Annotated in this window: 14 protein-coding genes and 1 pseudogene; 1 reads left to right on the plus strand and 14 read right to left on the minus strand. The window is 69.7% G+C overall.

Features of this window, described 5'->3' with window-relative positions; all coding sequences use genetic code 11:
- Nucleotides 1-85 precede the first annotated feature (85 nt).
- The 14 genes and pseudogenes from mgtE to J2Y70_RS12965 form a co-directional block, all read right to left on the minus strand.
- On the minus strand, nucleotides 86-1,444 hold the full coding sequence (mgtE, locus tag J2Y70_RS12900; protein ID WP_263395246.1) for a magnesium transporter: 1,359 nt from the start codon (nucleotides 1,442-1,444) through the stop codon (nucleotides 86-88).
- A 293-nt stretch (nucleotides 1,445-1,737) separates the two neighbouring features.
- A pseudogene (ptsP, locus tag J2Y70_RS12905) lies at nucleotides 1,738-3,444 on the minus strand (phosphoenolpyruvate--protein phosphotransferase); the annotation flags it as partial.
- 58 nt (nucleotides 3,445-3,502) lie between these two features.
- Entirely contained in the window at nucleotides 3,503-3,772 is a 270-nt protein-coding gene (locus tag J2Y70_RS12910; RefSeq protein ID WP_009591660.1) for an HPr family phosphocarrier protein, read from the minus strand.
- Nucleotides 3,765-4,157 carry a PTS sugar transporter subunit IIA gene (locus J2Y70_RS12915; protein WP_263395244.1) on the minus strand — a complete coding sequence of 131 codons (393 nt, stop codon included), beginning with the start codon at nucleotides 4,155-4,157 and terminating at the stop codon, nucleotides 3,765-3,767. The genes J2Y70_RS12910 and J2Y70_RS12915 overlap by 8 nt, the downstream gene beginning before the upstream one ends.
- 208 nt (nucleotides 4,158-4,365) lie before the next feature.
- Nucleotides 4,366-5,244 (minus strand): RNase adapter RapZ, encoded by an 879-nt coding sequence (gene rapZ, locus J2Y70_RS12920; RefSeq protein ID WP_263395243.1) that lies wholly within the window; start codon nucleotides 5,242-5,244, stop codon nucleotides 4,366-4,368.
- Complete coding sequence (hprK, locus tag J2Y70_RS12925) at nucleotides 5,241-6,191, minus strand: HPr(Ser) kinase/phosphatase (RefSeq protein WP_145703465.1); 951 nt, start codon at nucleotides 6,189-6,191, stop codon at nucleotides 5,241-5,243. Before hprK ends, rapZ begins: the two co-directional genes overlap by 4 nt.
- Before the next feature lie 2 nt (nucleotides 6,192-6,193).
- On the minus strand, nucleotides 6,194-6,649 hold the full coding sequence (locus J2Y70_RS12930; RefSeq protein WP_263395242.1) for a PTS sugar transporter subunit IIA: 456 nt from the start codon (nucleotides 6,647-6,649) through the stop codon (nucleotides 6,194-6,196).
- 39 nt (nucleotides 6,650-6,688) lie between these two features.
- Nucleotides 6,689-7,006 (minus strand): ribosome-associated translation inhibitor RaiA, encoded by a 318-nt coding sequence (raiA, locus tag J2Y70_RS12935; RefSeq protein WP_003478125.1) that lies wholly within the window; start codon nucleotides 7,004-7,006, stop codon nucleotides 6,689-6,691.
- A 63-nt stretch (nucleotides 7,007-7,069) separates the two neighbouring features.
- Nucleotides 7,070-8,524, minus strand: a complete 1,455-nt coding sequence (locus J2Y70_RS12940) for an RNA polymerase factor sigma-54 (protein WP_309918099.1) — start codon at nucleotides 8,522-8,524, stop codon at nucleotides 7,070-7,072.
- A gap of 43 nt (nucleotides 8,525-8,567) precedes the next feature.
- Nucleotides 8,568-9,287, minus strand: coding sequence for an LPS export ABC transporter ATP-binding protein (lptB, locus tag J2Y70_RS12945; RefSeq protein ID WP_263395240.1), 720 nt, complete (start codon nucleotides 9,285-9,287; stop codon nucleotides 8,568-8,570).
- Nucleotides 9,287-9,889 carry a lipopolysaccharide transport periplasmic protein LptA gene (gene lptA, locus J2Y70_RS12950; RefSeq protein WP_309918103.1) on the minus strand — a complete coding sequence of 201 codons (603 nt, stop codon included), beginning with the start codon at nucleotides 9,887-9,889 and terminating at the stop codon, nucleotides 9,287-9,289. The genes lptB and lptA overlap by 1 nt, the downstream gene beginning before the upstream one ends.
- Nucleotides 9,867-10,433 (minus strand): LPS export ABC transporter periplasmic protein LptC, encoded by a 567-nt coding sequence (lptC, locus tag J2Y70_RS12955; RefSeq protein ID WP_309918107.1) that lies wholly within the window; start codon nucleotides 10,431-10,433, stop codon nucleotides 9,867-9,869. Before lptC ends, lptA begins: the two co-directional genes overlap by 23 nt.
- Entirely contained in the window at nucleotides 10,430-10,978 is a 549-nt protein-coding gene (locus J2Y70_RS12960; protein ID WP_309918111.1) for an HAD hydrolase family protein, read from the minus strand. Before J2Y70_RS12960 ends, lptC begins: the two co-directional genes overlap by 4 nt.
- A 90-nt stretch (nucleotides 10,979-11,068) precedes the next feature.
- A complete protein-coding gene (locus J2Y70_RS12965) occupies nucleotides 11,069-12,070 on the minus strand; it encodes a KpsF/GutQ family sugar-phosphate isomerase (protein WP_309918114.1) in 1,002 nt (333 codons plus the stop codon).
- 53 nt (nucleotides 12,071-12,123) lie between these two features.
- Between J2Y70_RS12965 and J2Y70_RS12970 the strand changes: the two genes are divergently transcribed.
- A complete protein-coding gene (locus J2Y70_RS12970) occupies nucleotides 12,124-12,354 on the plus strand; it encodes a BolA family protein (RefSeq protein WP_185815732.1) in 231 nt (76 codons plus the stop codon).
- Nucleotides 12,355-12,383 lie beyond the last annotated feature (29 nt).

Consider the following 12,383-nt stretch of genomic DNA (forward strand, 5'->3'; position numbering starts at 1 on the left):
GCGCAAGCGAACGCATCGGCACCCGTGTGCGAGCGGCGGATGCAGCGGACTTCTCGGCCATGCAGAGGCAGAGGCCGCGCTTGGCCTACAGCAGCACCAGCGTCGCCAGGCCGAGGAAGCTGAGGAAGCCCATCACGTCGGTCAGCGTGGTCAGGATCACCCCGCCGGCCAGCGCCGGATCGAAGCCCAGGCGCTTGAGCGTCAGCGGCACCAGCACGCCGCCGAGCGCGGCGGTGAGCAGGTTGATGGTCAGCGCCGAGCCGATCACCAGCGACAGCAGCGGCTGGCCGAACCAGGCCCACACGATCAGGCCCAGGCCGATGCCCAGCGCCACGCCGTTGATCAGCGCCACCGCCAGCTCCTTGCGCAGCAGCACGGTGACGTTGGAGGCGCCGATCTGGCCCAGCGCCAGGCCGCGCACCATCAGCGCCAGCACCTGGGTGCCGGCGTTGCCGCCCATGCCGGCGACGATCGGCATCAGCGCGGCCAGCGCCACCAGCTTGGAAATGGTGCCCTCGAACTGGCTGACCACGCTGGAGGCGATGAACGCGGTGCCGAGGTTGATGGTCAGCCACAGCAGGCGGCGCCGGAACGCGCGCCGCACCGGGCTGAACATGTCCTCGTCCTCGTCCAGGCCGGCGGCGCTCATCGCCTGGTGCTCGGCCTGGTCGCGGATGATGTCGACCACGTCGTCGATGGTGATGCGGCCGAGCAGGATATTGTTGTCGTCCACCACCGGCGCGGAGATCCAGTCGTGGTCGGAGAATTGCCGCGCGACCTCGTCGGCGCCTTCGCCCACGTCGATGGCCGGCTGTTCGTCGTCGATCAGCCGGTTGATCGGGGTGGAATCCTCGTGCGTGACCAGCGCGGCCAGCGACACCCGGCCCAGGTACTGGTGGCGGCGGCTGACCACGAACAGGTGATCGGTGTGGTCCGGCAGTTCGCCGCGCAGGCGCAGGTAGCGCAGCACCACGTCGACGTTGACGTCGGCGCGCACGGTGACCACGTCCGGGTTCATCAGGCGCCCGGCGCTGTCCTCGGGATAGGACAGCACCTGCTCCAGGCGCTCGCGGTTCTCGCGGTCCATCGACTTGAGCACTTCGTCGATGACCGTGTCGGGCAGGTCCTCGACCAGGTTGGCCAGGTCGTCGATGTCGAGGTCTTCGACCGCGGCGATGATCTCGTCCGGGTCCATGTCCGCGAGCAGGCTCTCGCGCACTTCCTCGCCGACGTGCAGCAGCACCTCGCCGTCGTCTTCCGGATCGACCAGGCCCCACACCACCACGCGCTTGCCCAGCGGCAGCGACTCCAGCAGGTTGCCGATCTCGGCCGGCGCCAGCGTATTGACCAGCCGCCGCACCGGGCCCAGGCGCCCGCTGTCCAGCGCATCGGACAGCAAACGCAGCTGCCGCGCGGTCTTGTCGTGGCGGACGGCATCGGCCATGCGCTGCTCCTGAAAGTGGAAGGCCGCGCGCCGAAGGACGCGGTCGGTCAGATGTTCATCGCAACATTATCGCTTGCATGTTGCGGGAAGCACAGCGGTGGGGGACCAGGGACCGGGGACCCGGGGGATGATCGCGCGCGCATGCATTCTCTGTACTGCGGCAAGAGGCCATGCCTCCATGCAAAGCGTCGCCGAAGCGAGGCAATCGGTCGTCGCATCGCATCCGACGAATCCGCTTTGTTTTTGCTGTTGCTTTTCCGGGTCCCTGGTCCCCGGTCCCCGGTCCCGACTCAACCAGCCAACCAGCGCTCGATTCCCTTCCGATCCCGCGCCTGCAGCAGCTTGGCGCCGCGCAGGCGCAGCGCCTGCAGGTCGGTGTCGCGGATCACCCGGCGCACTTCCAGCATCGTCGCCGGGTGCAGGCTGAACTCGCGCAGGCCCAGCGCCAGCAGGATCGGCGTCAGCGCCGGGTCGCCGGCGATCTCGCCGCACACCGCCACCGGCTTGGCGTGGGCCTGGCCGGTGGCGATCACCTGCGCGATCAAGCGCAGCACCGCCGGGTGCAGCGGCGAGTACAGCTCGCCCAGCGCCTCGTTGTTGCGGTCGGCGGCGAGCAGGTACTGCACCAGGTCGTTGGTGCCGATGGACAGGAAGTCGATGGCGTCGATGAAGGTGTCCAGCGCGATCGCCGCGGCCGGCACCTCGATCATCGCGCCGACCTGCACCTGCTCGGCGATGGCATGGCCCTCGCGGCGCAACTGCGCGGCGATGCGCTTGAGATGCCGGCGCATCGCCATGATCTCCTCGCGCGCGCTGATCATCGGCAGCAGCACGCGCACCGGGCCGTAGCCGGAGGCGCGCAGCAGCGCGCGCAGCTGCGTGTCCGAGACCTTGGGCTTGGCCAGCGACAGGCGCACGCCGCGCAGGCCCAGCGCCGGGTTCTGTTCGTTGCTCATGGTCAGGCCGGTGCGGTCGGCCTTGTCTGCGCCCAGGTCCAGGGTGCGGATGGTCACCGGCCGCCCGCTCATGCCCAGCACCGCGTCGCGGTAGGTGCGGAACTGTTCTTCCTCGTCGGGTAACGCGTCGCGCTGCAGGAACAGGAATTCGGTGCGGTACAGGCCCAGGCCGTCGGCGCCGAGCGCATGCGCGCGGGCCACGTCTTCGCGCGACTCGGCGTTGGCCAGCAGCACGATGTCCACGCCGTCGCGGGTGCGGCTGGGCTTGGAGCGCAGCTTGCCGAGCCCGCGCTGCAGCTTGGCCTGGTCGCGCACGCGGTTGCGGTAGTCGTGCAGGTCCTCGGGCGTGGGCTCGACGATCACCGCGCCCTGCACGCCGTCGACGATCAGCACGTCGCCGTCGTTGATCTTCTGCAGCGCATCGGCGACGCCGACCACCAGCGGCAGGTGCAGGCTGCGCGCCAGGATCGCGCTGTGCGACAGCGCGCTGCCGGCGCTGGTGACGATGCCGACCACGCCCTGCGCCTGCAGCTGCGCCAGTTCCGACGGCGCCACGTTCTCGCACACCAGGATCTCGCCGGCCAGGCCGGCGCTGTCGGGCTGGCGCTTCTGCAGGAACGCGTGGATGCGCCCGATCACATGGTCCAGATCGTCCATGCGGCTTTTCAGGTAGGCGTCTTCCATGTCGTCGAACACGGTCGCCAGGCGGTCGCGCTGCAGGCGCAGCGCGTAGTCGGCGCTGTAGCGGCCGGTGCGGATCAGTTCGTCCAGGCCGTGCAGCAGTTCCGGGTCGTCGAGCAGCAGCGCGTGCAGGTCGAGGAACTCGCCGACCTCCTTGGCCAGCGCGCCGTGCAGGCGCTGGCGCAGGCCGTGCATCTCCTCGCGCGCGGCGTTCACCGCCAGGTGCAGGCGTTCCAGTTCTTCCGGCACCTGCGCCGCGCCGATGCGCTGTTCGGCCACGTCCAGCGCATGCGGCAGGCGCACGCGCGCGCGGCCCAGCGCGTTGCCGCGCGAGGCGCCATGGCCGGCGATGCGCAGGCTCACCGCGCGCACCCGCGTCGGCGCGACGGCGTCGTGGCGCGCGGCGGCCGGCGCCGCATGCTCAGCTGTCCTCGTCGAAGCGCCGCTCGAACAGGCCGACCACGGCCTCCAGCGCGTCGGCTTCGTCGGCGCCGTCCACCCGCACCGTCACCGGCGTGCCCTGCGCGGCGGCCAACAGCATCACGCCCATGATGCTCTTGGCGTTGACCTCGCGGCCCTTGGCCGCCAGCGTGGCGTTGCAGCGGAACGAGGACAGCGTCTGCACCAGCTTGGCGGTCGCGCGCGCATGCAGGCCCAGGCGGTTGGATACGATGAGTTCGCGTTCAAGCATCGTCGATCACCACTCCGTTGCGCGAGCCGGCCGCCGCGGTCGCGGGCAACTGGTCCAACCCCTGCTCGGGGTAGTTCATGATCCGCAGCAGCATCGGCAGGCTCAGCGCCGAGACGCGCCGTACCGGCGTGCCCAGGCGCGCGAGTTTCGTCGCCAGGTTGCTCGGGCTGGCGCCGTACAGGTCGGTGACGACCAGCACGCCGTCGCCGTTGTCGACCCGCCGCAACGCCGCCGACGCATGCGGCAGCAACGCGTCCAGATCGGCATCCAGCGGCACTTCGAACGCTTCGGTCTTCAGCGGCAATTGCCGCAACAATCCGGTCGCCACGCTCAACAACGACGCGCCGACACCGGGATGAGTGATCAGGAGAATGCCACAGGCCATGGGCGAACGTTAACAGGTCGGGGAGGGGGCAGGGAATGGCTCGGGACTCGGGACCGGGGACTCGGGACCCGATCGCGAGTGCGGGCGTTGTCTGCGGACCGGCGCCATCAACGAAGCCGCTGTTCAATGCGCCACGGGAGGGATCAACGAACCGGTGTCGCCGCGCTTTTCCGAGTCCCCAGTCCCAAGTCCCGAGTCCCGGCCCCACTCAATCCTGCTCCCGATGAAACGTCGCCACTTCCGGCCAGCCCTGTTCGCGCGCGTGGCGGGCCAGGCGTTCGGCCAGGTAGACCGAGCGGTGCTTGCCGCCGGTGCAGCCGAAGGCGATGGTGACGTAGCTGCGGGTGTCGTTGCGCAGTCGCGGCAGCCAGGTGTCGAGGAAGCCGATGATCTGCGCGGTGTACTGCTGCACGTCCGGCTGCGCATCCAGGTAGTCGCGCACGCCGCTGTCGCGGCCGGTCAGCGGGCGCAGTTCCGGATCCCAGTGCGGATTGGGCAGCACCCGCGCGTCGAACACGAAGTCGGCTTCGGCCGGGACGCCGCGCCTGTAGGCGAAGGATTCGAACAGCAGCGACAGGCTGTTCTCGTGGGTCAGCGCGAATTCGGTGGTCACCCGCCGGCGCAGCTGGTGCACGTTGAGCGTGCTGGTGTCGATCACCGCGTCGGCCTCGCGCCGCAGCGGTTCGGTCAACGCGCGCTCGCGCTCGATCGCCTCGGGCAGCGACAGGCCCAGGTGCGACAGCGGATGCCGGCGGCGGGTGTCGGCATAGCGCTTGATCAGCGCTTCGTCGGTGGCGTCGAAGAACAGCAGCCGCGCGTCCAGGCCGAACTGCGCCACCGCCTCGCGCCAGCGCGACAGCTGCGCCAGGTCGCTGTGGCGGCTGCGCACGTCGATGCCCACCGCCAGCTTGCCGGGGCCGACGTCGTCGCGCACCAGGCTCTTGACGAAGGCCGGCAGCAGTTCCACCGGCAGGTTGTCGACGCAGTAGTAGTCCAGGTCCTCGAAGGTCTTCAGCGCCACCGATTTGCCGGAGCCGGACAGGCCGCTGACGATCACCAGGGTGGAGGTGTTCGCCACCGCGTTCATGGGCTGCGCCGTTCGAGCAGGTTGCTGTGGCGGGCGATGAACATCGCCGCCGGGTCGATGCCCTTGGTGCGCAGGATGTGCAGGCGCGTGGCCGCCTCGGTCAGCACCGCCAGGTTGCGCCCGGGCATCACCGGCAGGGTGATCAGCGGCACGTCCAGGTCGAGTACGTGGCGGGTGCCGGAATCGCCGGTCAGGCGCTCGTAGCCATGCGGGGTCGGTTCGGTCATGGGCCGGGTCAGGTGCACGATCAGGCGAAGATACTTGTTCTTCTTTACAGCGGTGTCGCCGAACATGTCGCGCACGTTGAGCACGCCCAGGCCGCGCACTTCCAGCAGGTCCTGCAGCAGTTCCGGGCAGGTGCCGTCGAGCACGTCGGGCGCGATCTGGGTGAATTCGGGGGCGTCGTCGGCGACCAGCCGATGGCCGCGGCTGAGCAGTTCCAGCGCCAGCTCGCTCTTGCCGGAGCCGGCCTCGCCGGTGATCAGCACGCCGATCGAGTAGATCTCCATGAACACCCCGTGCAGGATCACCCGCGGCGCCAGCGTGCGCGCCAGGTGATAGGAGAGGTGGTTGAGCAGTTCGTGGCCGCGCTTGGGCGAAACCCACAGCGGCGTATCGGATTCGTCGGCGGCCGCGCGCAGGTCTTCCGGGCACGACTGGTTCTTGGTGATGACCAGCGCCAGCGGCCGCACCTGCACGATCTTCTCGATGGTCTCCCAGCGCTGGCGCGAATCCAGCGAATCCAGCCAGGCCAGTTCCTCGGTGCCGAGGATCTGCACCTTGTTCGGGTAGATCGTATTGAGATAGCCGGCCAGCGACGGGCGCCGCGACACCGCGTTGCCGGCTTCCAGCTCGCGGTGTTCGCCCTTCTGCCCGGCCAGCCAGCGCAGGCCGAGCCGGTCGCGTTGCTGGTCGAACAGTTCGCGCGCGGTGATGCTGGTGTTCATGCTCATGCGGCGCTGGCCTGGGGCGTGCCGCCGAGCAGGTCGTGCAGCGCGGCGGCGTCGGGGGCGCGGCGCAGCGCCTCGCGGAAGCCCTCGTCGGAGAACTGTTCGGCCAGTTCCGACAGCAGCATCAGGTGTTGGTGGGTGTAGTGCGCCGGCACGGCCATCGCGAAGATCAGGTCGACCTGCGCGCCTTGGCCGTCGAAGTCGATCGGCTGGTCCAGCCGCAGCAAGGCGCCGCGCGGGGCGTCCAGGTGCGGGGCGCGGCCGTGCGGGATGGCGATGCCATGGCCGATGGCGGTGCTGCCGAGCTGCTCGCGCTCGCGCAGGCTGGCGAACAGTTCGTCGAAACCGGCCTGCGGACAGGCCAGCAGGCCGGCGGCGGTGCGCAGCAGGGTGTCGCGATCGGCGGCCGGCAGCACCTGGGTGCGGACGGCCGCTAACAGCTCGGTCAGAGGCATGGATCGGTCAACGGCATGGCGGAAGCGGCGTGTGCGGGATCACACGATATTGTCGCGCACCTCGGCGGCATGGTGGTCCTGTTTCTTTTCCTTGTGCTTGATGATCAGCCGGTCGAGCTTGTCGGCGAGCAGGTCGATCGCCGCGTACATGGTCTGCGCGCTGGCATCGGCGTGCAGGGTGCGGCCGGGAACGTTGACGGTGGCCTCGACGTGGTGGTCGGGCTTGCGCAGCGCCAGCTGGGCGCGGACCTCGATGGTTTCCTCGTAATGCCGCTTCAGCCGCTGCAGCTTGGTCTCCACGTATTCGCGCAAGGCGGGGGTGACTTCGATCTGCTGGCCGTAGGTCTCGATACGCATCGGATACTCCTTGGTTCGGGATTCACCTATGAACCATTGCCGCTGCCGCCGACGCTCAACCGCTCAACCGATGCGGACGCGTTCGTGGGAAGCGGAAATGTTCATGGCCTCACGATACTTCGCAACCGTGCGCCGCGCCACCGGCACGCCGGCGCTTTTCAGCAGGTCGGCCAGCTTGGCGTCAGAAAGCGGCTTGCGCGGGTTCTCGGCCTCGATCAGGCGCCGGATCATCGCCTGAATGGCGGTGCTGGAGGCCTCGCCGCCGCTGTCGGTGTCGATGCCGGAGGCGAAGAAGGCGCGTAGCGGGATGGTGCCACGCGGGGTACGCACGTACTTGCGGGCGATGGCGCGGGAGATGGTGCTCTCGTGCAGGCCCAGTTCGCCGGCGATCTCGCGCAGGGTCAGCGGGCGCAGCGCCTGCTCGCCGAATTCGAGGAAACCGGCCTGCTGGCGCAGCAGGCAGCGGGTCACCTTGAGCAGGGTCTCGCCGCGCGCCTCCAGGCTCTTCAGCAGCCAGCGCGCCTCCTGCAACTGGCCGCGCAGGTAGCCGGCGTCGCTTTCGCCGCACTGGCGGATCAGCTGTTCGTAGCCGCGGTGGATGGTGACCTTGGGCCGCGCGTGGCCGGCCAGCGCCGCATGCCAGACGCCGCGCTGGCGCCAGATCACGCAGTCCGGCACCACGTAGGTGTCGGCGGCGAGTTCGCCGACCTGCTTGCCCGGGCGCGGGTCCAGCGAGCGCAGCAGATTGACCGCGGTCTCCACCGCCGAGACCGGACGCTTGAGTTCGTGGGCGATGCCGGCGATGCCGCTGCGCGGCAGCTTCTCCAGCGGGCCGTTGGCGATCGTGCGCGCCAGCTCCAGCCCGGGCGTGTCCGCGGGCAGCACGTCCAGCTGCAGGTTCAGGCATTCGCCCAGGGTGCGCGCGGCGATGCCGACCGGGTCGAAGCGCTGGATCTGGTGCAGCACGGTGAGGATTTCCTCTTCCGCGGCGACGATGTCCGGCAGCAGCGTCTCGGCGATGGCGGCCAGCGGTTCGCGCAGGTAGCCGTCGTCGTCGAGCGCGTCGATCAGCGCCGCGCCGATGCTGCGGTCGCGCGGCGACAGGTGCGACAGGTGCAACTGCCACAGCAGGTGGTCGATCAGCGTGTCGGGTTCGGCGACGCGCTCGGCGGCGCTGCCCATGTCGTCGTCGTCGTCGAAGGAGCCGCCGCTGCCGCTGCTCCAGGCCGGTTCGGCGTCGGACCAGTCGTCGCTGTCGTGCTGCGGGACGTTGTCCAGCGTATCGCCGGCCGGCGGCACGACCTCGGCCTCGCCTTCGGCGCTGCCGGCTCCGGCGCCGGCGACATCGAGCGTGGGCGCGGCGTCTTCGGCCCATTCCAGCAGCGGATTGCTCTCCACCGCCTCGGCGATCTCCACTTCCAGTTCGGCGCTGGACATCTGCAACAGCTTGATCGCCTGACGCAACTGCGGCGTCATGACCAGATGCTGTCCCAGCGATGTCTGCAACCGTGCTTTCATGCCTGTACCGAACGGGAAAGGGCGTTGCGGGACGCCCGCGCGGTCACAGCCTGAAGGTTTCCCCGAGGTAGACGCGGCGTACGTCGCTATTGGCCAGCAACGCTTCCGGCGCTCCCTGCGCCAACACGCTGCCCTCGTTGAGGATATACGCCCGGTCGCAGATTCCCAAGGTTTCGCGCACGTTGTGGTCGGTGATGAGCACGCCGATGCCGCGCTGCTTGAGGTGGGTGACGATGCGCTGGATCTCGCCGACCGAGATCGGGTCGACGCCGGCGAAGGGCTCGTCGAGCAGCATCAGCCGCGGCTTGGCGGCCAGCGCGCGGGCGATCTCGCAGCGGCGGCGCTCGCCGCCGGACAGGCTGGCGCCGAGCTGCTCGGCGACGTGGCCGATCTGCAGTTCGTCCAGCAGCGAGGCCAGTTCGCGTTCCTGGCCGGCCGCGTCCAGGTCCTCGCGCAGCTCCAGCACCAGGCGGATGTTGTCGGCCACGCTGAGCTTGCGGAACACCGACGGTTCCTGCGGCAGATAGCCGACGCCGAGCTTGGCGCGCTTGTACATCGGCAGCGCGGTGATGTCGTTGCCGTCGAGCACGATGCGCCCGGCATCTGCTTCGACCAGGCCGACGATCATGTAGAAACAGGTGGTCTTGCCGGCGCCGTTGGGGCCGAGCAGGCCGACCACTTCGCCCGCTTCCAGGGTCAGCGCGAACTCGCGCACGACCTCGCGCTGCTTGTAGCGCTTGCGCAGGCCTTCGGCGAGCAGCATCACTGGCCCCCTTGCTTGGGCGGGGTGGCGGGCTTGGCCGGCGTCGTCGCCGCCGGCTTGGCGGCAGGCTTGGTCGCCGGCTTGGCGCCGGCGGCCGGCGCGGCGGCCGGTGCCGGGTTCTTCGGCTGGATCACGGTGTGCACGCGGCTGCCGTCGCCGCCGCCCTGCATGTCGCCGGTCTTGGTGTTGTAGACCATGCGCTGGCCGGCGTTGGTGCCCTTGGGCGAGGTCATGCGGTAGTTGCCGGTCAGCACCACGGTATCGGTGCCGACCTTGTAGTCGATGTTGTCGGCCACGGCGTCCATCGGCGAGCCATCGTCCAGTTCCTGCTTCAGCGTGGCCTGCTTGCCGGTCAGCACGACACGGTCGATATCGCCTGCCTTGCGGAACACGTCGGCGGTACTGGCATGGATCTGCAGCGTGCCCTGGACGATCACGACATTGCCCGAGTAACGGATCTTGCCGTCGTCGTCGAGCATGTTGCCGCTCTGGTCGTTGGATTCGATCGTCATCGGCTGATTGCGGTCGGTCGACTTGGCCATCGCCACGGCGGGCAGCAGCAGGGCGAGCAGCGCGAGCTTAGCGGGCAGCGTTGGGTTCATAGCGGGTCTTGACCTGGGAAAGGAGCTTGTACTGCCGGGACTTCAAGTCGACCTCGAAGCCGACGCCTGACTGCATCATACCGGGCCGGGTCATGGTGACCGGATCGGCGGTGCGCGCGGTGCTGGTCTTCGGGAACACGTCCAGGCTCTGGGTGCGGAAGGTGGTGGGCGGGATGCTGGGAACCTTGGGGCTGTCGCCGGCGACGTCGCCGCGCAGGCGCAGTTCGTCGCCGTTGGCGCTGACCCAGCCGGTCTTGCCGCGCATCTCCCAGTGCTGGCCGTTGGCGTCGGGCAGCAGGAACAGCGGGGTCTCGATCGCCATGGTCTGGTCGGCGCGGCTGCGTTCCATCTGCGGCGCGCGCAGGGTCATCGATTCCTTGCCCTGCTTGTCCAGGGTGACGATCTGGAAATCGTGCGCGATATAGTCCGAGCGCGCCTCCGAATCCGCGGTCGGCACCCGCTTGCTGCGCTGCTGCCAGGCCGACCAGCCGCTGACCAGCGCCGCGACCAGCAGCAGGCCGCCGAGCCAGGTGCGCCAGCTCATGCGCCGTGCTCCTGCAGCAGGGAGGGGACGTGGCCTTGCGCCGCCAGCAGCACGTCGCACAGTTCGCGTGCGGCGCCTTCGCCGCCGCGGGCGCGGGTCAGCCAGTGCACGTGCTCGGCGGTCCATGGGTGCGCGTTGGCCGGGGCCACCGCCAGGCCGACCACGCGCAGCGGCGCAAGATCCGGCAGGTCGTCGCCCATGAAGCACACCTGGTCCAGGCTCAGCCCGCGCTCGCCGCACAGCGCCTGCACCCCGGCGCGCTTGTCCTTGACCCCGATCTGCACCAGCAGGCCCAGTTCCTGGCCGCGCTTCTCCGCGGCCAGGCTGGGCCGCGCGGTGATCAAGGCGACCTCGATGCCGTGCCGGCGCAACTGCACCAGGCCCTGGCCGTCGAGCACGTTGAACGCCTTGCTCTCGTTGCCGTCGCGGTCGTAGTACAGGCGGCCGTCGGTCAGCGTGCCGTCCACGTCGAAGCACGCCAGGCGGATTTTCGCGGCGCGTTCGATCAGGTCGGCGGGAAGGTCGGCCAGCGGGGAGTAGGGCATCGTTCGCTATATCGGGGCGGGGAGGCCGGCTTTCCAGCGGCCAGGGCCAGCGGCGCAGGGCGCCGGCAGGCGGTGAACAAGTTCAGACTGTTAAACCACTCTGGCGCGCAACAGGTCGTGAATGTTGAGCGCGCCGACCGCGCGGCCCTGGCCATCGACCACGATCAGGCCGTTGATCTTGTGGGTTTCCATCAGCCGCGCGGCCTCGGCGGCGAGCTGGTCGGCGCCGATGGTGCGCGGCTGCCGGGTCATCACGTCGGCGATGCGGGTCTGGCGCACGTCCAGCGGGCTGTCCAGGGTGCGGCGCAGGTCGCCGTCGGTGAACAGGCCGAGCAGGCGGCCGTCGCCGTCGACCACCGCGGTCATGCCCAGGCGCTTGCGGCTCATCTCCACCAGCGCCTCGCTGAGGCTGGCGTCCGCGCCCACGCTCGGCAGCTCGTCGCCGCCGTGCATCACGTCGGTGATGTGCAGCAGCAGGCGCCGGCCGAGGCTGCCGGCCGGGTGCGAGCGGGCGAAGTCGTCGGCGGTGAAGCCGCGCGCGTCCAGCAGCGCCACCGCCAGCGCATCGCCCAGCGCCAGCGAGGCGGTGGTGCTGGAGGTCGGCGCCAGGTCCAGCGGGCAGGCCTCGGCCGGGACGCTGACGTCCAGGTGCAGGTCGGCCTCGCGCGCCAGGGTGGACTGCGCGCGGCCGGTCATCGCGATCACCGCGTTGCCCTGGCGCTTGAGCACCGGCAGCAGCATCAGGATCTCGTCGGATTCGCCGGAATAGGACAGCGCCAGGACCACGTCGGCATCGGTGATCATGCCCAGGTCGCCGTGCCCGGCCTCGCCCGGGTGCACGTAGAACGCCGGGGTGCCGGTGGAGGCGAGGGTCGCGGCGATCTTGCGCGCCACGTGCCCGGACTTGCCCATGCCGGTGGCGACCACGCGCCCGCGCGAGGCCAGGATCAGCCGGCAGGCGGCGGCGAACTCGGCGCCGATGCGCGCGCCCACCGCGCCCAGCGCGGCCTGCTCGATCTCGACCACGCGGCGGCCGCTGGCAACCAGGCTGGCGTCGTCGATCGCAGCGGGGGACAGGGGCGATACAGCCATGCGGATGCCGGTCGGAGGGTAGAATGGCCGATCATTTTATATAGGAAAGCCCGTTGGACGCCGAAACCATCCGTAAACTGATCGAGGCCGGCCTGCCTGGCGCGCGCGTGCAGGTGCAGGGCGACGATGGCGTGCATTTCGAGGCCACCGTGGTCAGCGAGGCCTTCGCCGGCAAGCTGCCGCTGGCCCGCCACCGCATGGTCTACGCGACGCTGGGCGAGCTGATGGGCGGGGCGATCCACGCGCTGGCGCTGACCACACTGACTCCCGACCAGGCCGGCTGAGCCGCGCTTTCGTTCCTTTCTCTTCGAAT

Source organism: Xanthomonas sp. 1678 (genome assembly GCF_031455575.1).
Classification (GTDB): Bacteria; Pseudomonadota; Gammaproteobacteria; order Xanthomonadales; family Xanthomonadaceae; genus Xanthomonas_A.